At 49.0% G+C, this 25,261-nt stretch carries 21 protein-coding genes; 9 read left to right on the top strand and 12 right to left on the bottom strand.

Annotation, left to right across the window (positions count from 1 at the left end; translation table 11 throughout):
* Positions 1-24 precede the first annotated feature (24 nt).
* Complete coding sequence (gene rpoE, locus BLS15_RS26250) at positions 25-576, bottom strand: DNA-directed RNA polymerase subunit delta (RefSeq protein WP_021253437.1); 552 nt, start codon at positions 574-576, stop codon at positions 25-27.
* A 456-nt stretch (positions 577-1,032) separates the two neighbouring features.
* Between rpoE and BLS15_RS26245 the strand changes: the two genes are divergently transcribed.
* On the top strand, positions 1,033-2,175 hold the full coding sequence (locus tag BLS15_RS26245) for a S8 family peptidase (protein WP_028532432.1): 1,143 nt from the start codon (positions 1,033-1,035) through the stop codon (positions 2,173-2,175).
* 103 nt (positions 2,176-2,278) lie between these two features.
* On the opposite strand, the gene cstA is transcribed toward BLS15_RS26245, so the two are convergent.
* The 5 genes from cstA to BLS15_RS26220 all read right to left on the bottom strand — a co-directional run bounded on the left by cstA (position 2,279) and on the right by BLS15_RS26220 (position 9,185).
* Positions 2,279-4,075 (bottom strand): carbon starvation protein CstA, encoded by a 1,797-nt coding sequence (cstA, locus tag BLS15_RS26240; protein ID WP_021253439.1) that lies wholly within the window; start codon positions 4,073-4,075, stop codon positions 2,279-2,281.
* A gap of 210 nt (positions 4,076-4,285) precedes the next feature.
* The gene (locus tag BLS15_RS26235) at positions 4,286-5,041 is read right to left on the bottom strand and encodes a LytR/AlgR family response regulator transcription factor (RefSeq protein ID WP_028532431.1); all 756 of its coding nucleotides are present in this window, start codon (positions 5,039-5,041) and stop codon (positions 4,286-4,288) included.
* Positions 5,016-6,806 carry a sensor histidine kinase gene (locus tag BLS15_RS26230; RefSeq protein ID WP_028532430.1) on the bottom strand — a complete coding sequence of 597 codons (1,791 nt, stop codon included), beginning with the start codon at positions 6,804-6,806 and terminating at the stop codon, positions 5,016-5,018. The genes BLS15_RS26235 and BLS15_RS26230 overlap by 26 nt, the downstream gene beginning before the upstream one ends.
* Positions 6,807-6,974: 168 nt before the next feature.
* Positions 6,975-8,651, bottom strand: coding sequence for an arginine--tRNA ligase (argS, locus tag BLS15_RS26225; protein ID WP_028532429.1), 1,677 nt, complete (start codon positions 8,649-8,651; stop codon positions 6,975-6,977).
* 39 nt (positions 8,652-8,690) lie between these two features.
* Positions 8,691-9,185 (bottom strand): YwiB family protein, encoded by a 495-nt coding sequence (locus BLS15_RS26220; RefSeq protein WP_021253443.1) that lies wholly within the window; start codon positions 9,183-9,185, stop codon positions 8,691-8,693.
* 297 nt (positions 9,186-9,482) lie between these two features.
* On the opposite strand from BLS15_RS26220, the gene BLS15_RS28765 reads away from it, so the two are divergent.
* From BLS15_RS28765 to mraY, 3 genes are all read left to right on the top strand, one after another.
* Positions 9,483-9,749 (top strand): hypothetical protein, encoded by a 267-nt coding sequence (locus tag BLS15_RS28765; RefSeq protein ID WP_139170726.1) that lies wholly within the window; start codon positions 9,483-9,485, stop codon positions 9,747-9,749.
* 161 nt (positions 9,750-9,910) lie between these two features.
* Complete coding sequence (locus tag BLS15_RS28760; RefSeq protein ID WP_155987259.1) at positions 9,911-10,078, top strand: hypothetical protein; 168 nt, start codon at positions 9,911-9,913, stop codon at positions 10,076-10,078.
* Between the two features lie 181 nt (positions 10,079-10,259).
* Positions 10,260-11,216 (top strand): phospho-N-acetylmuramoyl-pentapeptide-transferase, encoded by a 957-nt coding sequence (gene mraY / locus BLS15_RS26210; RefSeq protein ID WP_021253446.1) that lies wholly within the window; start codon positions 10,260-10,262, stop codon positions 11,214-11,216.
* Between the two features lie 68 nt (positions 11,217-11,284).
* Here mraY and BLS15_RS26205 read toward each other — a convergent pair whose 3' ends face one another.
* From BLS15_RS26205 to speE, 3 genes are all read right to left on the bottom strand, one after another.
* On the bottom strand, positions 11,285-12,247 hold the full coding sequence (locus BLS15_RS26205; RefSeq protein ID WP_028532428.1) for an alpha/beta hydrolase: 963 nt from the start codon (positions 12,245-12,247) through the stop codon (positions 11,285-11,287).
* A 158-nt stretch (positions 12,248-12,405) separates the two neighbouring features.
* The gene (gene speB / locus BLS15_RS26200) at positions 12,406-13,275 is read right to left on the bottom strand and encodes an agmatinase (RefSeq protein ID WP_021253448.1); all 870 of its coding nucleotides are present in this window, start codon (positions 13,273-13,275) and stop codon (positions 12,406-12,408) included.
* Positions 13,276-13,306: 31 nt separating this feature from the next.
* A complete protein-coding gene (gene speE, locus BLS15_RS26195) occupies positions 13,307-14,134 on the bottom strand; it encodes a polyamine aminopropyltransferase (protein ID WP_021253449.1) in 828 nt (275 codons plus the stop codon).
* Positions 14,135-14,531: 397 nt separating this feature from the next.
* Here speE and BLS15_RS26190 point away from each other — a divergent pair, with 397 nt between their 5' ends.
* Positions 14,532-16,601: a transglycosylase domain-containing protein gene (locus tag BLS15_RS26190; RefSeq protein ID WP_021253450.1), complete on the top strand. Its 2,070-nt coding sequence runs from the start codon at positions 14,532-14,534 to the stop codon at positions 16,599-16,601.
* A 210-nt stretch (positions 16,602-16,811) separates the two neighbouring features.
* Here the strand turns inward: BLS15_RS26190 and abc-f are convergent, their stop codons facing one another.
* Both abc-f and BLS15_RS30100 read right to left on the bottom strand, forming a co-directional pair.
* Positions 16,812-18,794 carry a ribosomal protection-like ABC-F family protein gene (abc-f, locus tag BLS15_RS26185; protein ID WP_021253451.1) on the bottom strand — a complete coding sequence of 661 codons (1,983 nt, stop codon included), beginning with the start codon at positions 18,792-18,794 and terminating at the stop codon, positions 16,812-16,814.
* A gap of 103 nt (positions 18,795-18,897) precedes the next feature.
* Positions 18,898-19,050 (bottom strand): RAxF-45 family protein, encoded by a 153-nt coding sequence (locus tag BLS15_RS30100; protein ID WP_161627129.1) that lies wholly within the window; start codon positions 19,048-19,050, stop codon positions 18,898-18,900.
* 256 nt (positions 19,051-19,306) lie between these two features.
* Between BLS15_RS30100 and BLS15_RS26180 the strand changes: the two genes are divergently transcribed.
* Positions 19,307-20,191 (top strand): LysR family transcriptional regulator, encoded by an 885-nt coding sequence (locus BLS15_RS26180; RefSeq protein ID WP_021253452.1) that lies wholly within the window; start codon positions 19,307-19,309, stop codon positions 20,189-20,191.
* Between the two features lie 186 nt (positions 20,192-20,377).
* Entirely contained in the window at positions 20,378-21,586 is a 1,209-nt protein-coding gene (locus tag BLS15_RS26175) for an NAD(P)-dependent malic enzyme (RefSeq protein ID WP_021253453.1), read from the top strand.
* Between the two features lie 103 nt (positions 21,587-21,689).
* Here BLS15_RS26175 and BLS15_RS26170 read toward each other — a convergent pair whose 3' ends face one another.
* Positions 21,690-22,190 (bottom strand): YwhD family protein, encoded by a 501-nt coding sequence (locus BLS15_RS26170; RefSeq protein WP_021253454.1) that lies wholly within the window; start codon positions 22,188-22,190, stop codon positions 21,690-21,692.
* Between the two features lie 116 nt (positions 22,191-22,306).
* Between BLS15_RS26170 and BLS15_RS26165 the strand changes: the two genes are divergently transcribed.
* Positions 22,307-24,283 (top strand): M1 family metallopeptidase, encoded by a 1,977-nt coding sequence (locus BLS15_RS26165; RefSeq protein WP_090514519.1) that lies wholly within the window; start codon positions 22,307-22,309, stop codon positions 24,281-24,283.
* A gap of 4 nt (positions 24,284-24,287) precedes the next feature.
* Positions 24,288-25,109, top strand: coding sequence for a hypothetical protein (locus BLS15_RS26160; protein ID WP_021253456.1), 822 nt, complete (start codon positions 24,288-24,290; stop codon positions 25,107-25,109).
* Positions 25,110-25,261: the final 152 nt, after the last annotated feature.

Below are 25,261 nucleotides of genomic sequence, written 5' to 3'. Positions count from 1 at the left end.
CGAAATCAAATCCTGAAGAGGATCTTACATATCCTCTTCCCGGTCATCCTCTTCTTCGAAGTCATCGTTTTCTTCTTCGTTCAGATCCGCATCTTCTTCATCGATTTCCTCTTCGATGTCAACATCATCTTCTACATCAGAATCTTCATCCTCGAAGATCTCCTCTTCCTCTTCGCCATCTTCATCGACGAAGTCGAAGTCTTCTTCTTCATCATTGTTGAAGCTGTCGTCATCATCAGAGTAATCATCATCGTCGTCATCGTTAATGATGCGTGGACGAGGTGTACCCCCGGTCATCGCCTCTTCAGAACGGTCAACCGGATACCAGCGTTTCAATCCCCACAGGTTCTGGCCAACACAAGCAAAACGACCGTCAATGTTAATTTCCGTATATAACTGCGCAATGACATCGTTAATTTGCTCTTCGTTCAGACCCCGCAGCTTAGCGACTTCATTCATGAGATCGCGGTAATAGAAAGGCGTGTTGGCAGCTTTCAGTACCATGAAGGCAAGATCCACCATCGGTATTTCTTGCACTTTTTCAGGGTCTAATTTCAAATCCAGCGGTGTGCTCATTCGGACACATCCTCTCTCTCTAAAAAGTTCAAATTGCATTCACTTATCCATGTTCACACATAAGTAAACCCGATCTCAAGTGAAAATGCAAGTTTTCTTCCTATAGACGAGGAAATGCCACAAGTCGGACAAAAAATAGAAACGCGAAGGGAATCCCTTCGCGTTCGACTGTATCCGCACCCGATGAAGGCTCACGCCCCGTATCGGGTGTGCTAAGCCCTTCGTCGGCTCTTCTTCATACTATGTCCGTGGAAGTCTTTTGACACGGTGGAAGGCCTATCTTTCGCAAAAAAGGCATCTACCCCAGTCCACGCCGGGGTCTGATGCATACGATATGTAAAATTGTCTGTTCAAAAAGACGCTTCAACCGATCCACATTCTTTCGGGTTCACTTGATTATCATATGTACGCTTTTTGAACAACCGTTACAAAGGAACTGTCGGGAGGGACTCGACATTGGATATTACGGGCTTACTCCAGTTACTTATTCAAGGGCTCAGTACCACTAAGCCCTGCGAACGACAACTGCTCATCCGCTTCCGCACCCATGAACAGTATGAACAATGTTCCGAGGTGCTGCATGAACTCGAAGCAAGCAGATCTGAGCTTGCTGATATTCGCAAGGTTCCACTCATTGATGGCTGGGTATATCCGGCCAGAACGGACTTCGATTCCACCCTGCTATCGACCGCTTATGATGTTATCGTAGAAGAAGATATTCATCTCTCGATGCACGCCGTATCCCAGCGTCCTGTCAATTGGGAGCGCGGCATTCCTTGGGGGGTTAAGCACATCAAAGCACCCCAAGCTTGGAGCACGACTACCGGTTATCGTGTTCATATTGGTGTCATTGATACCGGGGCTGATTTCCACCATCCTGACCTTCGGCACTCGCTCACCCGCGGCATTAATCTGATCCAGCGCGGTTTGCCCCCACATGACGACAATGGCCACGGCACCCATATCGCAGGTACGATCGCCGCTGCCAATCAAATGTACGGCATTATCGGAGTGGCTCCTCGCGCCATTATTCATCCCGTTAAAGCATTCGATGAAAATGGAGCAGCCTTCGTATCTGATATTATCCAAGGCATTGATTGGTGTGTCCGCCATGGTATGAATATCATTAATATGAGCTTCGGCATGAAGACCCGCAGCAAGTCGCTGCTCACTGCTGTCACGAACGCTTATAATGCTGGCGTAACCGTTGTCGCCTCCTCTGGCAATGATGCGAAGCGGAAGTCTATTGATTACCCCGCCCGTTACTTGCAGACGATCTCGGTTGGAGCTACTGATCGAATTCGGAAAATTGCCTCCTTCAGCAACCGCGGCCGTTACGTCGACATTTATGCACCCGGTGATAAAATTGTATCTGCTTGGATCAAGGGCAAATATCATGAAATGAGCGGCACCTCAATGGCCACCTCACATGTAAGTGGCGCTATTGCTCTGCTGCTTGCCATGAAGCCTGGTCTCAAGCCTGGTGAAATCAAAACCTTGCTGCGACGATCGGCAAGTCCGATGCGAAGCCGGAATACTACTTCTCGTAGTTTAGGAGAAATCGATGTTATGCGCCTCCTTAAGGAAGCAGAACGCTGACGAGATCCGAACGGGAACAAACACGAGAATGGATGGAAACAAAACAAGGGCAGCCGAGCAAGTCGACTGTCCTTGAAGTTCATTCATGTAGTTGTGCTGTGGTCTAGGAGGCCATTACCGGATCTAGCTTCGTTCGAGGCGTGTTCCACAACTCTGTCCACTTCTTGATTGCAGAGATGAGGATGATGACTCCGAGCACCATCATAATAATTGACAACGATGCATTCAGAATGCTGTAGCCCTTATTAGTTGGATTCAAGTACACATTGGATATCATCCATATTCCCGCATAGTTAACGGTTACGAACAAGTAAGCGAGCGGCACAAGACAAGTAAGTGCATACCATCGCTTATCTGCAATCTTCATAATAACCGTAGCACCGATGATAAGACCGATGGAAGCCATCATCTGGTTCGATACCCCGAACAGTGCCCATACCGATCCAATATCGCCAGAGAAGAGCAGGTATCCCCACAAGAAGCAAGCAAGCGCACTAGCAAAGATGGAGCCAGGTACCCAATCTACTCGTTTCAATGGCTTATACACTTCTCCGAAGAAGTCTTGGATAATGTAGCGCGCCACACGTGTTCCCGCATCAATTGCGGTCAGGACGAATACCGCCTCGAACATGATAACAAATTGGAAGAAGTACGACGAAAGCGATTCGAACCATGGGAACTTCGTGAAAATGTACGTCATGCCAACTGCGAGTGTTACAGCTCCACCCGTGCGGCCTTCCAAGTTCAAACCGATCTCGCGCGCGAGATCCGGCAAATGAACCACATTCATGCCCAGCGTCTTAAACGCTTCTGGCGTTGAGTTAATTGCGAAGTAGTCAGCAGGCTGCAAGGCAGTTGCCGCTATAAGTGCCATAATCCCTACAACGCATTCGACCAGCATCGCGCCGAAGCCAACGACTTTAATATCGCTCCAGCGATCCAGCATTTTCGGTGTCGTACCCGATCCTACGAAGGCGTGGAAGCCAGAGATTGCTCCACAAGCTATCGTGATCGAAATGAACGGCCATACTGGGCCTGCCAGTATTGGGCCTCCACCGTTGATAAATTCAGTTACGGCTGGGAATGGAATATCAGGATTGATAATGAACACACCGACGATAAGAGCAATGAATACTCCGATCTTCATAAAGCTGCTCAAATAGTCGCGTGGTGCAAGGAGCAGCCATACAGGCAACGCTGCCGCAAAGAATGCATATATCGGCAAAATAATTGCCAGCGTCTTCATATCAAAGGTCAACCATTGGCCAAGCGCGGTACCTTGAATGTAGGGACCCATAAATACACCGACCATCAAAAGTACAAAACCAACGGTAGAGGCAAGCTTCAGATTGCCTGTCTTCTTGTACCAAATCCCAACCATCATGGCAATCGGGATCGTGATGCCTACCGAGAAGGTTCCCCATGGATTGTGTTCAAGCGCATGGAGCACTACCATCGACAGACCCGCCATCGTAATCGTAATAATGAACAGCATCGCTAGGCCCGTACAGAAGCCTGCCACTGGCCCAAGCTCATCCTTCGCTACCTCAGAGAGCGACTTGCCTTGCTTGCGCATGGAAGCGAACAATACAACCGCATCATGTACAGCACCGCCGATAACGGCACCGATCAACAACCAGAGCAGCCCTGGCAGATAACCGAACTGGGCAGCTAATATCGGACCAACTAACGGCCCTGCCGCAGCAATGGCTGCGAAGTGATGACCGAAGGTCACCCATTTATTCGTCGGCACATAATCCTTGCCGTCATTTAATTCGTGCGCCGGAGTAGGCTTGGAATCGTCTAACTTTAACACTTTGTTTGCCATAAATGTTCCGTAGAGGCGATAGGTGATCATCAAGATGCAAATCGAACCAATCACTATTGAAACCGCATTCATGATCGTCCACTCCTTTCGAGCTGTTGCTGTTATCTTACCTTATGAAAACAGCATTACCCTGTTTTCAAAGCAGAATGCCGCATGTCCATGATGAAGTGCACAAAAAAAGGATTGAAATGCAAACGATTTCAACCCTCTCTTCTACCTTATTCACCTTTTCTCCATCCCATACCAAAATCGATTGGATAATTGGTGAACACCATTATTATTTTAAAATCCTAGAAGCTGCTTAAGTTCCTTCATATAGGTACGACTCACGGGTAAGCTGGATCCGTCCTGCATCTTCAGTTGGCATGTGGAGTGGAACCATGGCTCAATCTCTACAATGCGATCCACATTCACCAAGTAGGCACGATGCACACGAATAATGGATGGGTGAATCAGCTTCCGCTCCAGTACACTAAGTGGTTCTCCTACACGATAGCGCTGTTCTGTCGTTGCGACGACTGTCTTTCCCTCTTCAAACCCGATGTACACGATGCGATCCACATGCAGAACAACAATGCGCTCATCCACCGTCGTAATGGCAAGCCGCTCTACCCGTTCTGTCGGGGTAGACCGGGAATGTGATATTACCTCATTCTGCATCAATGTAACTGAACGCGAGCCCTGCTTCTCCAGCTTCTCGACGGTTAGCTGAATGCGCTGCTCATCGAACGGCTTTAAAATATAGTCAGCAGCGTTCAACTCAAAAGCACGCAGCGCATATTCATCATACGCCGTTGCGAATACAATCGCAGGTGGCTCATCCAACGCGCCCAACCGTTCTGCTGCCTCCAACCCACTCGCTTCGGCAAGTTGAATATCGAGAAATACGACGTCCGGACGTAGCGCCCCTATGCGCTTCAACGCCTCTTCCATCGATTCTGCCTCTCCTACAACGTCAACCCGCTTCGTCCGGCGAAGCAGATAACAGAGTTCGTCACGAGCTAGCGGCTCATCATCCACGATAAATACTTTCAACATCGATGTCCCCCCGTTCGCTATAATGAATCGGCAACGTAATCGTGACCGATGTCCCTTCTCTAAGTGTACTATCGATTTGAATCGAGCCCCTGCTTCCATACAGTTCTTCTATTCGCTTCACAATATTGCACAGCGCTGTGCCTGTTCCTTCTGCAGACGGAACCGCCTCATTGCCAAGCGCGGCCATGGACTCTGGTGCTATGCCCTTCCCATTATCCTTGGTCGTAATCGTCACGCTAGCTCCATTCACCTGCGCCCGAATCGATACTATTCCTTGCGACAAAGTAAATCCCTTGGAGAAGGCATGCCGAATCGCATTCTCCACCAGTGGCTGAAGCGTGAATGGCGGTATTAGTACGTCCATAAGAGAACCGTCAATGTCCGTCTCTACGACATATTTGCCGGGGAATCTCGCCTGTTCCAATGACAAATACGCTTCCACATGCTCTAATTCCTTGTGCAGCGGGATAAGCATCTTACGTGCGCCCTGCAGATTGCTGCGGAAAAACACACTGAGCTGCTGCAGCAATTTGCGCGCCTTCTCCGAATCGGTGCGGCAGAGAACGGATATGGTATTGAAGGCATTAAATAGAAAGTGCGGGTGAACCTGAGCTTGCAGCGCCTTGATCTCCGCATCCTTCAGCAGCCGACTCTGCCGTTCTGCTTCCGCCAATTCCAACTGGGTGGAGAACAGCTTGCCAAGACCCTCTGCAAGCTCTCGTTCTACTCGATCCAGCCGTGAGGGCTGCTTGAAGTACAGCTTCAATGTGCCCACCGTACGGTCATGCACCTTAAGTGGTAATACGTATGCAGCTTGCAAAGGACAACTCGGCTCGAAACACTGAATCTCTTCTCGTGAGGATGCCTTATGAACAATGCCCTCCTCCAGCACTTGCTTCGTCAACTGCGTGGATATTCCATTCAACGGCACATGATGGTCGTCCCCCGCGCCCACGTGCGCAAGAATGTGATGCTCATCTGTAATGGAGATCGCGTCAGCATTCGTACCTTTCCATATGATCAACGCCGCTTCTCGGCATGAATCGCTATTTAACCCTTGACGGAAAAACGGCAAGGTCTGATCGGCGATATGAAGAGCGTTATGGGTCAACAGCGCCCGAGAGCGCTCCTCTTCCTCATAGATGGATTGAATAATCAGCATGAATAATAGAATGCCGAATCCATTGACCGCGACCATCGGCACACTAATCAGCTTGACGAGTTCCCAAGCAGAGCTCCAAGGTTCCGCTACGAGCAAGATGGTGCCCATCTGCGCACACTCCATCCCTATGCCGATCAACGCTGCATGCCATGCAGCATGCTTGCCTTGAATCATACGAAAGCGCTTTCCAACGAGCCCAGTGATAATACCGGCCATTATCGTCGATATCCCACAAGCAGCAGCGGTATATCCGCCAAGCGATAGGCGATGCAAGCCCGCAATTAACCCAACACCTGTTCCGACAAATGGACCGCCAAGCAGTCCTCCAATGACAACACCCATAATGCGTGTATTCGCAATGGCACTCCCCGTCTCTATATCCATATGCCAAGCTTGCGAATATACCGAGCTATTATGGATTTGCACACCAGTATAGTTGCTGATTACCCCAAACGCGCCGAACACGAAGATCAGCAGCCATTTCTCAGCTGTACCGTGTTCATTATGAACAATATGTCGAAATGACTTCATACGCGACAACACAAATGCGATGATCAGTAATACGCCAACCCGCTCGATCATCAGCGGAAGCAGATACAGCATCCTCGTCACCTACTTTCTCTCTAGCTCGATCCTCTCGATGGTTCTTGGTCTTATTTTACCGAACAACTAACTATTGTGGGAACAAGAAAAGCGTCCTGCAAGCTAGTTTCAGCTCACAGGACGCTCTATATTAGGCAATGAACATTGTAACTCTCGTTAGGCGCTGTCTTACATCTGTTCTGGAGCAGACACGCCAACCAGACGGAGTACGTTCGCAATTGTTGTACGAACAGCGCCGAGCAATGCTAGACGAGCTTGTGTCTGCTCTGCATCCTCTGTAATGACACGCTCTGCTCTGTAGTAGCTGTGGAAGAGCGATGCCAGCTCGTACACATAACGAACCAAACGATGTGGCGCATAGTCGCGGGCAGCAACCGCAATCTCTTCTGGAAGCTCACCCAGCTTGCGAAGCAGGTCGAATTCATGCTCAGCCGTCAGCTTCGCCAAATTCAACTCATTCAACGGCTGCAACGCAACCCCTTGTTCTTCCGCCTGACGGTAAATGCTGCAAATACGCGCATGCGCATACTGTACGTAATAGACAGGGTTCTCATTGGATGTTGAGATCGCCAAGTCCATATCAAAGTCAAGGTGGGAATCCATCGAACGCATTGTGAAGAAGTAACGGATTGCATCAACGCCCACTTCATCCATCAAATCTTCCATGGTTACGGCTTTCCCTGTACGCTTGGACATTTTCACTTTCTCGCCATCTTGGAACAAGCTAACCATTTGCGCGATCAACACGACCAGCTTATCTGGATCATTACCGAGTGCTTCCATAGCCGCCTTCATACGTGGGATGTATCCATGGTGGTCAGCACCCCAAATGTTAATCATTTTGTCAAAGCCACGGCCGTATTTATCCATATGATACGAAATATCTGGAGTCAGGTACGTGTAAGAACCATCATTCTTCACCAATACGCGATCCTTGTCATCGCCGAATGTCGTTGTGCGCAGCCATGTTGCACCTTCATGCTCGAATACATGTCCGCTTGCACGAAGCGCATCCAGCGCCTTCGTCACTTCATTGTTCTCGTATAGCGATGTCTCGCTGAACCATACATCGAACGGAACACGGAAGCGATTCAAGTCGCGCTTGATTTTATCCAATTCCTTTGAGAGACCGTAAGTACGGAAATAACGCTCGCGCTCTTCTTCAGACAAGGACAACAGACGATCGCCCTCTGCTTGAACAAGCTCTTCCGCAAAGCCCTTAATATCTACACCGTGATATCCATCTTCCGGCATTTCTGCATCCTGTCCCAATGTTTGCTTATAGCGGCATTCAATCGATTTCGCAAGATTGTTCACTTGGTTCCCTGCATCGTTAATATAATATTCGCGCGTTACTTCATAACCCGCGTAATCAAGCAGGTTGCACAATGCATCGCCGACAGCCGCACCACGTGCGTGTCCAAGATGAAGGCTTCCTGTAGGGTTCGCAGATACGAACTCTACCTGTACGCGCTGACCGCTGCCAGCCGCAATCCGTCCGTAATCGCTGCCTTTTTCATTCACTTCGTGCAAGATGTCGTAAAGATAGCTCTTGTTCACACGGAAATTAATAAATCCAGGTCCAGCGATCTCTGCGCTTTCAATGGAAGCCGCTTCTTTGTTCAGGTTCTCGATGATCGCTTCAGCAATTTGGCGTGGATTGCGCTTCGCAATGCGCGTCAACTGCATAGCTGCATTGGATGCCAGATCACCGTGCGTCTTATCCTTCGGCACCTCAATAACGAACGCAGGAATATCCTCGCGCGCTACAAGACCTGCCTGTACGATTGCATCCTCAATTGCTTGCTTCACTTGATTGTTTACTCGTTCCATTACACTGCTCATATGTCTCGTTCCTCCTGCATCTTATCGTTCATGCCTGTTTCAGGCGGGTGTAATACGTAATCGAATATTGAATTTTCCCGTGCAGCGTTCTTCTATATATAATTGATACGACCACGCTATACGCAATTCGTCGAATTGTAGCGGCCCTTCGAACGGCCAAGGCTTGTCCCAAGACAGCTTCGATGTCGCTGTTGTTAGAGGAAAGCGAATCGCAGATGAACGATAGTAACCGTTCTGTCTCGCTCCAAGAGCAAATGTCTGCTCTGCTTCAACCTGTCCTCTACGCGTTAGCTTTACCTGGTTCTCACTCACCTTCAGTGTAACCTGTGTACGGCTCGCATCTTCGGCAGAATCACTTCGTCGCTTCACCCGCTCCGGCTGGGACTGAGTCTCGGTATAGCGAATATAGAAATGTGAACCCTTCCGATATAAATCGCCCCGTACGTGCTCCGTGACCCGTTCATCATCTTGTCGGCTGTCAATCGTGATAAGAACCGGCAATCTATCAGCCGCTTCCCTCTGATGCTCCGTCATTGTCAAGCTCCATTCTCCAAAGTCTGATTTCTAAATTATCCGGTATACGCCCGCCTTTTGCAACCTCCTTTTCCTATTTGCGCCCTAGGGATGCAGCTATGCATAGCAGGGACAATAAACCGACAATCTATGGCATAATACGATAACTTACGAATTTGTAAGGTTATACCTCAAGAAAGACGTGGAAATTCGAATCTTCCCTCAATTATAATAATTGTAGTAAATGATTCCTCGATTGTCCGCTGCTGCATAATTGCTCAGCTTATGTCATTATTTCGAGGAATATGGGGGCGATTTATGGTGGAATGGACGGTACTTCTAACTTGGTTAACAAACCATAGCGACTGGCTGCTCCTGATAACGCTCGTACTCCACCTAGCTTCGTCAGTATGGGTTGTTATCAACAGTATCCGCATTGAACACTCTGTCTTCTTTACAGTCGGCATGACGACCATTGTGGTCATCGCTCCGCTGTTCGGGCTATGCATTTATATGATGATTCGAAACACAAAACGAACCGCACATCGCAACCACCGTAGACGTACAGGAACCTCTGCAGTCTAACGATGCGGAATAGAACGGAGCTGTCCTAGACAGCTCCTTTTTCACGTTATGATCTATGCTTTATCTATTTTTCTCCCATCTTCTCTCATGCTAATCTTGTTGATAGAGAAATCCAGTGTTTATATGAAGGAACCGCAACGCACAATCCATTTATTAGAGGAGTGACCCGACGTGCCCACCAAGTCAAGAAGGCGTACGCCAGTCGCCACAAGTTGGCGATGCGGCGGATGCTGTGCTTGTCGATGCAAGCTGCACAGCTGAAGCTGTCGCAAGGCGCCTACATCGACAAGCTGTCCTTCATCAGGGCAATATTGTGGCAGGTTCCTTGAAGCCGAATCAGGGACGGCCTGGTGCAGTCTATTTGTCATTCATTTATACAGATGCCGGCATTCGTAATGATGCTGGCATTTGCTGTTTTCACACCGATACAAAAGGAATATTTGTCCATTGTCGTGAATTATAATAAACTGTACTCAGTTATACAAAATACATACAAATAGGTGAATGTCTGTGAACCCTTCCTTATTAGGCATTTCGAGTGTGTCCTTCCTGCTCGTTGCCGCATTGACCCCACTGCTCATCTGGGGATTGCGGACACTGAAGCTGACGCAGCCAATTCGAGCCGAGCTTCCGCCCGATCATCAAGCTAAGCGCGGTACACCGCTGATGGCCGGCCTTATTCTGATTATCGGTGTAATTACCTCTGTCTCCTATCACCCATCGCCAATGACGATGTTTCTGGCAGCGACGTTTCTGCTATTCGGTTCCGTTGGTCTAATGGATGACTTGAAGAAGGCCGTATTTCAGGATCCCTCCGGGATATCGGGCAAAGCGAAACTTGTCTTCCAATTCTCCTTTACCGGAGTTCTGTTGTACGTGCTCATTCAGCATTTTGACGTCAGTACGACCATTGTGCTTGGGGGCGGGCTAACGCTCGATCTTCCTCTACTCGTGTATGTGCCAATTATGGTACTGTTCGTGGTAGGTTCGGCAAATGCAATTAACTTTACAGATGGTCTGGATGGGTTGCTTATCAATGTGTCGATCCCGACTTATTTCTTCTTCTTCCTCATATCCGATCATATGGAAGTGAAGATGTTCTCGCTCATCATGATTGCCTGTCTGCTTGGACTGTTCATTTATAATATTTATCCTGCGCGTGCATTCATGGGGGATACCGGATCGCTCGCCATCGGCGGCTCCCTGTCATTCCTTGCGGTACTCGAGAAGGTAGAGATCCTGATTCCGGTTCTCTTCTTCGTCTACTTCGCAGAACAACTGTCTGTTATTCTACAAGTATGGTACTACCGCAGAACGAAGCTGAGAATGTTCCGAATGGCGCCCATCCACTATCATTACTCGCTCAAATACGGCTGGAGTGAGAACAAGATCGTCGTTATCTTTGGCTTCATCTCGTGGGTCGGAGTGGGGATATGCTGGTTAGCTTGGAAGTTTCTCTTATCTTAACAGTCGTTGCACACGAAAGCCCCGCAGCCTTTTGAGGCGGTAGGGCTTCTGTTCATTTTGCCATTTCGTTAGGACGCCATAAACTTATCTGTGAATTCCCATACTTTATTCCAATATACCGCTCCAGCAAGATGAGCGCCTCCGTGTCCTGCACCCTTGATCACCAGCAGATCCTTCTCGACATTTGCCGCATCATATAACTCATGAACCATTTCATATGGAACGAACATGTCGGAATCCCCGTGAATGAATAGAATAGGAGTCTTGCTCTTTGCTACTTGCTTCAAGGCAGAGGCTTCCTGCAAGTCATAACCGGCTCTAATATTAGCGACCACATTGGAAGCCGTCATAATCGGGAAGGCAGGCAAATGAAATAGCCGTTTCAATTGGTAGCTGAATTCATCGTAAGCCGACGTGTACCCACAGTCCTCGACAATCACCTTGACATTCGCAGGAAGTTCTTCTCCCGAGGTCATCATAACCGTCGCTCCTCCCATGGAGACCCCATACAGGGCAATTTGAGACTCGGGGTTAGCTTCGACGATTTGGCGAATCCAACCCATCATGTCTAGTCGATCATGCCAGCCCATTCCAATATAGGAGCCCTCGCTCTTTCCATGTCCTCGTAAGTCGACGAGCAGTACATGATAGCCTTTATCATAGAATCTCTTGACCGCATACGACATCTGCTTACCGGAGCTCGTATAGCCATGAACGACAATGGCCCACCTATTCGTGGGATTCTCTTGCCGATACTCATAGCCCTGCAGCTTCAAACCATCGAAGGAAGCTAACGTGACCTCATCGTGATGCTTCGTTTCGATCCATTCTTTTGCCACCTCATTTCCTTGCGTCTCCAGTCCATCTACTTGCATCGTCGGAACCGCACGATCAAGATCCGGATTGTTGTCGAGGAACGGACGCTCCGTCTCCGGATTAAGCGCTATGTTGTAAAAATGATTCCCTATGAATCCTAATGCAACGATGATAATAATGAATACGGTTGTGATCGAAATAAGTAAAATCTTCATCTTACTCATTCTCATCCTCCCTTTCTCTATATTTTAAAGGGGACCGTAACGCATGTCTAAGCCCTGCCCTTTTGCTGCTTCTTACAAAAACAAGCGCACTTCCTCTGCTGCATGCAGATTCCGTGCGCTTGGACGATGCTGCTTTGTTACAGACTACATTACTTTACGAACCCGAGCAGCATCTCACGAATGATTTTGCTCGCCGTAATCGGCGTTTGCTCGGTTGGGTCGTAGATTGGCGCAACTTCCACCAAGTCACATCCAATAATATTGGCTTCCGAACGGGCAATCGAATGAACCGCTTCAAGCAATTCCTTCGACGTAATGCCCCCCGCTTCTGCCGTTCCTGTTCCCGGTGCGCAGCTTGGATCAAGCACGTCAATATCGATCGTGACATAGACCGGACGGCCAGCCAGCTCAGGCAGAACCTTCTTCAGAGGCTCAGCTACTTCGAACGGGAAGAAATTGATGTTCTCGCGAGCATACGTCCACTCTTCACGCGAACCAGAGCGGATGCCGAACTGGTACACGTTCTTGCCGCCGATCATCTCAGCAGCCTTGCGGATTGGTGTGGAGTGAGACAAAGGCTCACCCTCATACTGCTCCCGCAAGTCAGCGTGCGCATCAATATGAATAATAGCGAGATCAGGGTATTTCTTGTACACCTCTTGCAGGACAGGCCATGTCACTAGGTGCTCCCCGCCAAGGCCGATTGGGAACTTCCCATCGCCCAGCAGCTTGCCTACGAATTCCCCGATGATATCCAGGCTCTTCGCCGCATTGCCGAATGGTAGCAGCAAGTCGCCTGCATCGAAGTAATTCAATTCCTCAATGCTTCTATCGAGATACGGGCTGTACTCTTCCAAGCCTACCGATGCTTCGCGGATACGGCCTGGGCCGAAACGCGATCCTGGGCGGAAGGACACCGTGTAATCCATTGGCATGCCATAAATGACGGCCTTTGCTCCCTCGTAATCATCAGAGCTGCAAATGAACACATTGCCCGAATATTTTTGATCTATTTTCATTGTCTTCGCTCCTCCTTCTTCCTGCACTATCTTATTTGCACAGATCCTCTACAAATTTAGGCAGACAGAAGGCTGCTTTGTGCAGACGAGAAGAGTAGTACTTCGTCTCCATTTCTGGAATCTGTGCTTCGTCCACTTGCAGCGGATCGTGCTGCTTGCTGCCCATTGTGAACGTCCAGAGACCGCTCGGATAGGTCGGAATATTCGCACCATACACGCGTACGATCGGGAAGATTTCCTTCACGTCACGGTTCACCTGCTGGATCAAGTCCGCCTTGAACCAAGGGTTATCCGTCTGCGCTACGAACAGGCCATCTTCCTTCAAAGCATCATAGATGCCTTGGTAGAAGCCGCGCTCGAACAACGGTGCCGCAGGGCCTACCGGCTCTGTGGAGTCGACCATAATAACGTCGTATTCATTTTTGCTGTTCAAAATATGCATGTATCCATCATTCACGATAACTTCTACACGCGGGTTGTCCAGTTCGCCCGCAATTTCAGGCAAGTACTGCTTGGAGTATTCGATGACTTTGCCGTCGATTTCAACGAGAACTGCCTTCTCTACTCCAGGGTGCTTCATGATTTCGCGGATAACTCCGCCGTCGCCGCCGCCGACGACAAGTACTTTTTTCGGATTCGGATGAGTTACAAGGGCCGGGTGTGCCACCATCTCATGGTATACGAACTCGTCTTTGATCGTCGTCATAACCATGCCATCCAATACGAGCATCCGTCCAAATTCTTCGGTATCCAGCATCGCTAAATGCTGAAACGGCGTTTGCTCCTCCACGAATGTTTCGCGGATTTTTGCCGTAATGCCAAAGGTAGGCGTTTGCTTCTCTGTAAACCACAATTCCATAACATCAACCTTCTTTCATAATCATGGTATCGTTGGCTTAGTTCCCGAAATGCTCGTAATGGTTCCTATGTGTAACATTCGTAACACTTCATCTCCATTTTGCACCAAACACAAAGTATTATATCGGTTCCCCCCCAAAATGCAATCATTTTCCGAAGTCAAGTTGAATATTTGCACAATTTTCAGAGCTATTAGAGCTCTGAAAGCTGCTTTATCACTGGATTTTTGAAATTTTGACAAATGCTCTAGAATATTATGTTTTTCATAGTTTTAAACCCTTTTACAGTTTGTGAACGGTGAATTTATTCTAGCAAAAAGGAATAACCTTCCTCCTCTTTTTCCATACTGAATGGTAACCACAAAATGGCCTGATGACGGTCGAACAGGAGGCGCTGCCATGCAGCGGTTAAGCGGCAAAAAGACTGAGAAAAAGAGGAAGCGCGGGTGGCGGCTATGGCTGAAAATCATTGGCGGTTCAATCGCGCTCCTCCTAGGTGCTTGCGGCATCCTGCTCGGGTATCTATATATGACGGATCTGCCTGTGTCTGATATGCAGAAGCCCTCCTTCATTTATGACAGCCAGGGGGCGGAACTTACATCACTAACAAGCGGGCAGAAGCAGCAGCATCCGGTTACGCTGACCGATATCGCTCCGGACGTCATTCATGCAACCATTGCCACAGAGGATCGGCAATTCTACCGTCATGTCGGGATCGACTTCAAAGGAATTGCTCGCGCAATGCTCGTCAATATCGAATCAATGTCCAAAAAACAAGGCGCCAGCACCTTGACACAGCAGCTTGCCCGCAACCTGTATCTCAACCACGATCGGACATGGGCTCGCAAGGTGAAGGAAGCGCAATATGCACTTCAACTGGAGATGAAATACAGCAAGGACGATATTTTGGAGCAGTATTTGAATCAGGTATATTACGGCCATGGCGCATACGGTATCGAGGCTGCCGCTCAGCTCTATTTTGGCAAGAAGGCTCGTGACCTAACGCTGGCAGAGAGTGCAATTCTTGCAGGCATTCCACGCGGCCCAAGCTATTATTCTCCCTATTTCAATATGAAAAATGCGAAGGACAGACAAAAGGTTGTGCTTCAGGGCATGGTGGAGACCGGATACATCACCCAAGAGCAGGCACAGCAGGCCTACAATGAAACGCTGGCCATTCGACCGAGGGAGGAGCGAAGCGAGCTGCTTGTTGCCCCCTATTTCCGCGATTATGTCCGGCAGGAGCTCGATTCACTCGGCATTTCGGATCAAGCAATCGAAGCAGGGGGTCTGCGTGTATATACAACACTGGATAAACGGGCACAGGCGGCAGCAGAGCAGGCTGTCGCCAAGTATATTCCTGCAGAAGGGGATTTGCAGGCTGCGCTTATCTCGATCGATCCACGCAACGGCTATTTGAAGGCGATGGTTGGCGGCAAGAATTATCGGCTAAATCAGTATAATCGTGTATTCGCCAATACGCGCCAGCCTGGATCATCCTTCAAGCCGCTGGTCTATCTAGCAGCACTCGAGAAGCGAGCCATCACAGCGGCGACTCACTTCATCAGTCAGCCGACTTCATTCACATATGACAATGGCAGACAGCAATATAAGCCAAGTAATTATGGCGGCAAATATTATGGCGAGATTGATCTGCGCCGCGCCATTGCTGTGTCAGACAATATTTATGCGGTAAGTACCATTATGCAGATTGGCCCTGAGCAGGTGATCTCCCTTGCGCGGCGGCTTGGCATCGACAGTGACATGAAGCCACTCCCCTCTCTTGCGCTAGGTACATTCCCAGTAAGTCCGCTAGAGATGGCAGCCGCATACGGTGTGTTCAGTAATCAAGGCAAGCGTGTGATCCCCCGCTCCGTCTTGAAGGTCACCGACAGCGGCGGCAGTGTCCTATACGAGGCTCCACCGATTCAACAGGAGCAGGTGGTCAATCCAGCAGATGCGTATGTGCTCACCAGCCTGATGGAGAGCGTATTCGAAACCGGTGGAACAGGCAGCCGCGTAGCGACCAGCATGAAACGCCCTGTCGCCGGCAAGACAGGAACGACAGATACGGACGCTTGGATCGTCGGATATACGCCGGAACTCTCAACTGCCGTCTGGGTCGGCTACGACAAGGACAGAATGATATCCGTTACGGAATCTCATAAGGCAGCGCCTATATTCGCTGAATATACCGAACAGGCATTGTCCAACGTCCCACCTAAAATATTTGCCGTTCCGGACAATGTAGTTAGCGTCTATATTGATCCGGATACTGGGAAGCTCGCAGGAGATAACTGCCCGAATAAACGCCTGGAGACATTCGTAAGTGGAACCGAGCCCACCGCTTGGTGCGATCTTCATGTTCAATCCCCGACAGACCAGAGGAAAGACGAAGAGAAGCGACCAACGAAAGAGCTTGAGAAACGTTCGTGGTGGCAGCACTTGAAGCGCTGGTGGGGGGATTAAGGAACGGTATCTATGTGAAACGAGGCTGTCCCGGAGTCCCAGCAATTTGATGACCTATATCGATAGGAACACGTATGAAAAAAAGACGCTTCCCTTCCCACGAATCCAGTGGTTTAGGAAGCGTCTTTCTATTTCTAGTGGGCTGATTCCATTGTTATTGACACTGTGGAACAGCGGATTCCATTGTTTGTTGATTTCTAGGCAAATCCACTATTCCTCCATAGATAACCACCCAGCATACAACTCTTCCAGTTGCTGCCGCAGTTCTTGCTGCTTGGCCATCAATAGCGTCCAATCTACCTCCTGATCGGTCTGCATGGACAAGGCAGCCATCTCCTCGTCCAGTTGTCGCAGCTGCTCCTCTACTAGCGCAATGTCCCGCTCCCATTGGGGTGCAGTCTGTCCCTTCCGCGTCACTTGCTTTGGAAGCACGTCATCTGCATGTCTCTTAGCAGGATCGCCTGCCTTCGAATCTTGCTGCTGCGACTTCTTCTCTACCGTGTTCACATCCGTATGTGCACCAGTAGACACCACCCCCAGCTGCCGTGAGTGATCCATCCAGGTCTGCAGCTTATCCCGGCATTCATCATAGTTCCCAATATGCACAGACAATCTTGCCTGCTCCAGCACCCACAGCTTGCTTACAACCCGATTAATGAAATAACGATCATGCGAGATAACCAGAAGTGTACCTGGAAAGTTCTCCAACGCTTCCTCCAATGCTTCTCTGGAGTCGATATCCAAATGGTTGGTTGGCTCATCGAGTAGGAGCAAATTCGGCTTCCGGTACATGAGCAGAGCCAATCGAAGTCTGCTCCATTCTCCTCCTGACAGCTGCGCAATTCGCTTGAACACATCCGCTCCATAGAACAGGAATCTAGCCAGTTCTCCCCTAGCCTCTCCCTCTTCCATGGCCACTTCCTCACAGAAATATCGAAGAACCGTCTTATTTTCGGAAGGCGGAGCTTCCTCCTGCGCCAAATAGCCAACCTCCACACGCGAACCGACTCGGAGATTTCCGCCATCTGGATCAACCTGGCCAAGCAGCATCTTCATCAAGGTACTCTTCCCAGCACCATTGCTGCCAAGCAATGCTGTACGCTCGCCGTACAGCAGAAGCCCGCTCACCCCGCTAAGCAGCTTGCGCTCCCCATATGCCTTCGTAACCCCATCCAGTACGAGCACTTGCTTGCCAGAACGATCCTCCTGCTTCAGCTTCAAATCCATCGTCTTCCGCTCCAATATCGGACGCTTGAGCTTCTCCATACGATCGAGCGCCTTCTGCATCGATGCTGCCCGGCGATGAAATCCTGGATTCGGCGGATTCGCACGATTCCCCCATTCGATCAGCTGCTTAATTGTATCCTGCATCTTCTTAATCTTCTTCTGCTGCTCTTGATAGCTAGCGAATTGCTGCAGCAGCCGTTCTTCCTTCTCCTTCTGATAGCCGGAATAGTTCGTATGATAAATGATCGCTTCCCCATCTTCGATCTCAATCATTTTGCCTGCAACTCGATCCAGGAAATAACGATCATGCGAGACAATCATAACTGCTCCCGAATAGGCCAGCAGGAAGGATTCCAGCCATTCGATGGCCGCCATATCCAAATGATTCGTTGGTTCATCAAGCAGCAGAATGTCAGGCTGCTTCAGGAGCAGCGCAGCCAGGCCGACCTTCGTCTTCTCTCCCCCAGATAACGAGGAGAAGGGGCGGCTATATTGCTCTTCCGCGATCCCGAGTCCTGCACTGATCCGCCGAATCGAGGCCTCCATTTCATAGCCGCCTGCCCGCTCGAATTGCTCCATCATCTGTCCATACTGCTGCAGAATATGGTTCAGTTTCTTCTCATCTGCAGAGATAGCAGGGTCGGACATGGTCACTTCCACTTGCTTCATTTCTTGCTCTAGGCGGCGCACTTCCGCATAACTCTCAGCCAATACATCATATACAGAAGCGGATTCATGGGCAGAAGGTACCTGATCGAGCAATCCAATTGTCGCGCCTTTGCGGATAAACAGATCCCCTTGATCCGGTGTGGATGCCCCGCTTAGCATCTGCAAAATTGTTGTCTTCCCCGTTCCATTGCGGCCAATCAGCCCGACTTTTTCTCCGTCTTTTACTTCAAATGACACATCTGAGAGCACCAAGTTTGCTCCGTAATATTTTTTCACATGCCATAGGCTAATGATCATGTCGATATCCCCCTCGGGGCGTGAGCAAGACGCTGCCTCCCGATCTGGAACAAAAAAGGCTGCAGGGAAAAATCCCTACAGCCCTAAATAAACCTAAATCCGATCAGGTTAAGGCAGGAGAGTCTTCACGCCGTATTGTCGTATTCGTATTAGTAAAAATAGACACACGTATCCCGTTGAGAGCTACATCATGAGTAATTCCAAACATTGCCATTGGCAGTTGGCTAATACGAATGTTCGGCGTATTGAAATTCATCTCCTACCTCACCTCCTGTTCCTGTTCTTCAGTCCGAAGAACATGTTATTCATATATATTACCACATTTTAGAATATCGGTAAAGGGACAGCTGGATACCCTGCCCAACCCCTACTTGCTTCCCTTAGGATCATCTTGATGTACAATGGTTATACCTAAGTTCATTCTTTTGTAATCTTTATCCATCGATGAACGTCTTCGTTTCTTGTAGAATAGGACTCGCATCGGATTATCATATCGGAGGGAACCAAGCATCATGAATTTGCGGGAACTTGAATATTTCAAGGCCGTTACTGAACAGCATAGCTTTACAAAAGCAGCTGAACAGCTGTATGTGTCCCAGCCTTGCATTACAGCCGCTGTAAATCGGCTGGAGGAATTTCTAGGTGTGCAATTGCTCGAACGCAATAAGAAGGAGAAGGCTGTGCATGTCACGCCGCAAGGGGCGTTATTTCTAGCCAGAGTCGATAACATTTTGTCTGAAATTGATGAAGCTATTGTAGAGGTTCGTAATTATAACAGCTCCAACATTCATTTTGGCTTGCCGCCAATTATCGGAGCCTATCTGTTCCCTTCCATGTTCGCTTACATAAGGAAGCGGTATCCGCATGTGCAATTTAAAGTAACCGAGTACGGTTCTCGCATTACAACAGAGCTGCTGCAAGAGGGTAAGCTGGATTTAGGCATTATCGGACAGGCAGATCAAGAACCAATCTCCGATCTCCATTCTGTGCTGCTCTATGAGGATCACTTAAACGTGTGTGTGCCTGACACTCACCCACTCGCGACTCGAGAGTCCATATCCATTGCTGAACTCAAGCATGAACATTTTATCGTGCTGACGGAAGCTTATGTACATCATGAACAACTGATGCTCGCTTGTGGAACATACGGATTCAAGCCGAATATTGTATTTGAATCAGATGAAATTCAAACCGTTAAGTCGATGGTAGCCAGTGGGGCAGGCATTTCCCTAATCGTCTCTATGGCGGTCAAAAATATGCCTGGTCTTGTAGCCATACCACTTGAGGATCCGTTGTACTTCTATATTTATTTATGCTGGAAGGAAGGACATCATCTGTCGCAAGACTGCCTCAGCATGATCGAGTGCATGCGCCAGCTCCCACTTCAAGAAGCATAACGCCGAACGGATAAATAACAGAGGACATAACTTCCATTTCGTTACTATAAATAAAATTTATTAGCTTATATGCGGAACGTATTTCCCTTTTCCCCACTAACGTAGCACAATGGTAGCATGGGGCTTGCGGGGCTTATGTTCAGCAGCGAGTCTCCTTGGAATGATAAACAGGGAGCTGATTGTAGTATGCCAGTCGCACTGGACATCAAAGAAGAGTCGTTACAACTTCATAAGAAGCTGCACGGCAAGATTGAAGTGACTAGCAAAATTGAGGTGACATCCCCAGAGGATCTGAGCCTTGTATATACACCAGGGGTGGCTGAATCATGCCGCCTGATTGCAAATGATGCGAATGCTGCTAACGAGTATACGTCACGCGGCAACATGATCGCCGTTGTGACAGACGGTTCGGCCGTTCTCGGCCTCGGCGACATCGGTCCCTATGCGGCTATGCCAGTCATGGAGGGCAAGTGCATGCTCTTCAAGCAGTTCGGCAATGTCGATGCCTTCCCAATCTGTCTATCCACGCAAAGTGTAGATGAGATCGTGAACATCGTCAAAAATATGGAGCCTACCTTCTCCGGTATTAATCTGGAGGACATATCGGCACCACGCTGCTTCGAAATTGAACGGCGCTTAAAGGAAGAAACGAATATCCCCGTCTTCCATGACGATCAGCATGGCACTGCTATCGTGCTGCTCTCTGCGTTAATCAATGCACTGAAAGTGGTAGATAAGCAGATGGAAGACGTACGCGTTGTCATCAATGGCGCCGGCTCTGCAGGCATTGCCATAGCGAAGCTGCTGTTGAAGGCAGGCATTCAGCATGTTGCCCTAGTGGATCTGAAGGGCGTAGTATGCGAAGGCGAGGAATGGATGAATCCTGCGCAGGCAGACATGGCGAAGGTAACGAATCGCGGACATCTACGCGGTACGCTGACCGATGTTGTACGCGGAGCAGATGTATTCATCGGGGTATCCGCACCGAAGGTGCTGACGCAGGAGCATGTGCGCTCCATGAATGTGAAGCCGATCGTATTTGCAATGGCGAATCCAACGCCGGAGATCTTCCCGGACGAAGCGCTTGCTGCTGGAGCGGCAGTAGTATGTACAGGTCGTTCGGACTTCCCGAACCAAGTGAACAACCTGCTCGCTTTCCCTGGCATCTTCCGCGGCGCACTCGATGTTCGTGCTATAGATATTACGGATGATATGAAGCTGGCGGCAGCCCGCGGTATTGCGGCTATCGTTACCGATGCAGAGCTCAGCCCGACGTATATTATCCCGAACCCGCTCGATAAGCGTGTCGTGCCTAGTGTCGCATCTGCGATTGCTCAGGTTGCGATCGAAACAGGAGTCGCACAGGTGAAGAAGATGCCTGTATATCGCGTCTAAGTCACCTTGTTGTAATGAGTGAACTCATCTCTATAATAATAGAAGGCCGCTGCACCGATCACGAGATCGGAATAGCGGCCTTCTTTAAATGTAAATGAATATGCTAGGCAAGCTGTGCCTTTACTTCTTTTGGCGTACGCTCCCACCACTCAGCATTGTGCGTCATAAGCAGCTCACGCAGCGCTGCCTTGTCTTCTGTATTCAGCTCTTCGACGAGCACGCGGCGCTTCATTGCATAGTCCATCCGATTGACGTGGTCTGCGAGCATCTTCCAACCGCGCTTCGCCTCCGTGTCGATCAGCATTTCACAAGCAGCCAAACCGCCGTAGAACGCACCTTCCGCAGAACGATCGACTGCCACCCATACGATCCAGCATTGGCGGCCATTCGGAACATCCTCTTTATTCGTAGAGAACTTAATTCCACGCTCCACCTTACTCTTCGCATGCATCGCGCCTAGATCGATGTACGCCGTTCCTTCATCGATGATGACGGGCGACACGTTGTTCAGATCGATACTACCCGAACCGAATCCTTTATGCTTACCACTGCTCATTACGTTCAATGCCAGCGGCTTCTTTACTTTCTTATCTGAAGATTCCATTTCGTCATGCGCTCCTTCCTTACCACGTACTCAAAATCATTTTCATTTTAGCTAATAATCTGCAAAAAGCCAACATATACATGCTGTAGATGCTTGTCAACGGGAGGTAAAAACGTATGACCCGAAGCAATGTATATCGCCGGCTTCTATTCACTGCCTTGTTCCTAGCCGCCTGCAGCTTCCTCCTCGTTCGGTTCTGGCCGTCTGGATCCGTTCCGTCCCTTGGACCCGAGGTGAACAAGCAGGCGGTTCAGGAACCCATTACGCAGCAAGCCGTGGAGACCCCCAATGCGGAGGTACTGAGTGAGCGTATTGCCGAATACCATATTGAAGTTAAACTGGATGAGTCCACACATACCCTTATCGGCAAGCAAACCGTAACTTGGACCAATCCTGGGAGATCGACTGTCAATGAACTGTTCTTCCACATGTATCCGAACGCTTTCCGTTCGCCCGATACCACCTTCATGAAGGAGTCTGGCGGAAAATTGCGGGAAGACAAGTTCCCTGCGGATGGATATGGCAGCATGACGCTAAAATCGTTATCCACGGTTGACGGTATGTCCCTAATGAACCGGGTACAGTACATTCAGCCAGATGACGGAAACGCGAAGGATGAGACGCTTCTGAAGCTGCGTCTTACCAAGCCAGTACGAAGTCAAGAGAAAGTCACACTTCGCATGGATTTTGAAGTAAAACTGCCGAAAATATTTGCACGTATGGGATACGCCGATAATTTCGTGATGGCTGGCCAATGGTTCCCTAAGATTGCTGCCTATGAAAAGGCAGGGGTACGCGGCCGGGCATCAGAAGGCTGGGATCTGCACCAATATCACGGTAATTCCGAATTTTACTCCAATTACGGCATTTACAGTGTACGCATTCAAGTACCCGACAATTACATCGTAGGCGCTACAGGCTTTCCAACGAAAACCCCTACGATAGCAGACAGAAAGAAATTTTATCAATTCTATGCGGATGATGTTCATGATTTCGCGTGGGCCGCATCTCCAAACTTTGTCTATTTTGAAGAGCCGTTCTCTTCTAGCCAAGTACCAGGGGTTCGTATCAAGCTATATTTAGACCCGAAGCATAAAGATTTGAAGGAGCGTTATTTCTACGCTGCGAAGACGGCGCTGTCCAAGTTCAGCGAATGGTACGGCAAATACCCGTACTCTACCTTGTCCATTATCGTGCCTCCTAAATTGGGCAACGGAGCTGGAGGAATGGAATACCCGACCTTGATTACAGCATTCGGTGCAGAAGATGAGAGTCCAGGTTACGATTTAGAACGTACCGTCGTTCATGAGATTGGACATCAATACTTTTATGGACTTCTCGCCTCAAACGAATTCGAGGAAGCATGGCTCGATGAAGGGTTCACTTCCTATGCAGAAGACAAGCTGATGGAGCAAGAATTCGGAGTACTTCCAAATAACGCAATACAAGCCAGCTACATCACAGATCCGGCTCCACTGAAGCTGAATGCATGGCGCTACAAAAATCAAAATCATTACGCAGAAAATGTGTACATGCGTGCCAAGCTGGTGCTGCTTGCAATCGAGAAGCAGGTCGGGGAAAAAATGATGAGCCGCATTATGAGAACTTATACGCAGAAGTACCGTTTCAAGTACCCAACTACATCAGACTTTCAGCGAGTCGTTGAGCAGGTAACTAACCGCAAGTGGAATGATTTCTTCCAACAATATGTGTACAACGGCATGATGGCAGACTTCGCCGTGGAGAACATTGATTCACGTACGATTGAATCGAATGGGTCTACCCAATATGAAGCGACTGTCTATATCCGCAAGCTCGGTGCCAATTATCCATCCATTCCGATCGTATTCGGATTCTTGGATGGCACGACGACTCGCAAGGGATGGAATGGAGAGGGAGACCGCATCCAATATACCGTCACCCATAAAGCGCCGCTCAGCTGGGTCATGGTTGATCCTCTATATTCGATTGTCGTTGAGAACAAGCACATCAATAATTATATGCGTGCTCATGTCGATGAACCTGTCCGTACACGAGTTAATTTATCCGTCATCAAGGTAATCGAAGCTGTTACGAACATTTTGGGGTGGTGATAGTGTGAAGGCTTATGTGCGTTCAGGCTGGAATTGGTGCAAAGAGCACATCTATATATGGGTCATTCTATTCTTGTACCAACTGTTATGGGGGTTCTTCCTCTATCGCTTCGTCGATGGAGTGGTAACACCTATCCTGCGCCGTTACCCAGATCCAGCACCTACCGAGATGAGCAGGCAGCTCTTTCTGACCGAAAGCCAGTTCTATCTAATGAAGACGAATGACTATTTCCCTTACTTATGGGCTATCCTCGGATTCGTTGCCGTCCATATGCTGCTTACCCCCTTCATTCACGCGGGTGTATTCCATGCTATGTCACGGCCCAAGCAGCAGGGGCTTGCCTTTTTCCAAGGGATCAAGCTCGCTTGGAAGCCAATGCTTGTCCTCTATCTACTCGAGACACTGCTCATTATCGCACCCGCTATATGGTTCGTTCCTTATGCGGCCCATGCCCTGTCCACATCGGCTTCTCTGTCTTCCTTACTCGTGGCAGTGGCACCGTTTGTAATCGCTTGGTTCATTGGCGGCTGGCTTGTTCATCAATTGTTCTTATTCCTTAACTTCGGCGCTGCCTCAGAAACACCGTTAATTCGATCTGTGACAGCCGGAACTCGTCGCTTGCTTCCCATTCTAGGATTGTCACTTCTCTTTATTGGTATCACTATTGGCGTAGGCATATTGTCCACAACGGCGGCGGCCGTGTTCACCGGAATTACCGCACTCATTATTCAACAGGCATTGCCTGCCATTATGACTATACTTAAAATGTGGGGATTGTCTGCACGCCACGCTGTCTGGCAGGAAGCAGAGCAACAGATGAAATAATGGGGGTTCTGATTGAACGCAATTTAGTTACAGAGTTATAAAGTTACAAAGTTACAAAGTTACAAAGGGTTACGATGATATTGAAGCAGCGTAACCTAACAAAATGAATTAAAAAACTTGTCTATCAGCGAAAAAAACGCTGATCTGACAAG

The sequence above is a fragment of the Paenibacillus sp. cl6col genome (genome assembly GCF_900102125.1).
Classification (GTDB): Bacteria; Bacillota; Bacilli; order Paenibacillales; family Paenibacillaceae; genus Paenibacillus_B; species Paenibacillus_B suaedae.
The sequence above is the reverse complement of the archived record's forward strand: the minus strand, read 5'-3'. Positions and strand labels throughout refer to the sequence as shown.

Excerpts from the sequence above, each read along its gene's own strand:
- cstA (WP_021253439.1), bottom strand. The coding sequence starts at position 4,075 with ATGAATGCGGTTTCAATAGTGATTGGTTCGATTTGCATCTTGATGATC.
- BLS15_RS26205 (WP_028532428.1), bottom strand. The coding sequence starts at position 12,247 with ATGAAGATTTTACTTATTTCGATCACAACCGTATTCATTATTATCATC.
- argS (WP_028532429.1), bottom strand. The coding sequence starts at position 8,651 with ATGAGCAGTGTAATGGAACGAGTAAACAATCAAGTGAAGCAAGCAATT.
- rpoE (WP_021253437.1), bottom strand. The coding sequence starts at position 576 with ATGAGCACACCGCTGGATTTGAAATTAGACCCTGAAAAAGTGCAAGAA.
- speB (WP_021253448.1), bottom strand. The coding sequence starts at position 13,275 with ATGAAAATAGATCAAAAATATTCGGGCAATGTGTTCATTTGCAGCTCT.
- BLS15_RS28765 (WP_139170726.1), top strand. The coding sequence starts at position 9,483 with ATGGTGGAATGGACGGTACTTCTAACTTGGTTAACAAACCATAGCGAC.
- BLS15_RS30100 (WP_161627129.1), bottom strand. The coding sequence starts at position 19,050 with ATGAATTTCAATACGCCGAACATTCGTATTAGCCAACTGCCAATGGCA.
- speE (WP_021253449.1), bottom strand. The coding sequence starts at position 14,134 with ATGGAATTGTGGTTTACAGAGAAGCAAACGCCTACCTTTGGCATTACG.
- BLS15_RS26180 (WP_021253452.1), top strand. The coding sequence starts at position 19,307 with ATGAATTTGCGGGAACTTGAATATTTCAAGGCCGTTACTGAACAGCAT.
- BLS15_RS26165 (WP_090514519.1), top strand. The coding sequence starts at position 22,307 with ATGACCCGAAGCAATGTATATCGCCGGCTTCTATTCACTGCCTTGTTC.
- abc-f (WP_021253451.1), bottom strand. The coding sequence starts at position 18,794 with ATGATCATTAGCCTATGGCATGTGAAAAAATATTACGGAGCAAACTTG.
- BLS15_RS26190 (WP_021253450.1), top strand. The coding sequence starts at position 14,532 with ATGCAGCGGTTAAGCGGCAAAAAGACTGAGAAAAAGAGGAAGCGCGGG.
- BLS15_RS26220 (WP_021253443.1), bottom strand. The coding sequence starts at position 9,185 with ATGACGGAGCATCAGAGGGAAGCGGCTGATAGATTGCCGGTTCTTATC.
- BLS15_RS26235 (WP_028532431.1), bottom strand. The coding sequence starts at position 5,041 with ATGTTGAAAGTATTTATCGTGGATGATGAGCCGCTAGCTCGTGACGAA.
- BLS15_RS26170 (WP_021253454.1), bottom strand. The coding sequence starts at position 22,190 with ATGGAATCTTCAGATAAGAAAGTAAAGAAGCCGCTGGCATTGAACGTA.
- BLS15_RS26175 (WP_021253453.1), top strand. The coding sequence starts at position 20,378 with ATGCCAGTCGCACTGGACATCAAAGAAGAGTCGTTACAACTTCATAAG.
- BLS15_RS26230 (WP_028532430.1), bottom strand. The coding sequence starts at position 6,806 with ATGCTGTATCTGCTTCCGCTGATGATCGAGCGGGTTGGCGTATTACTG.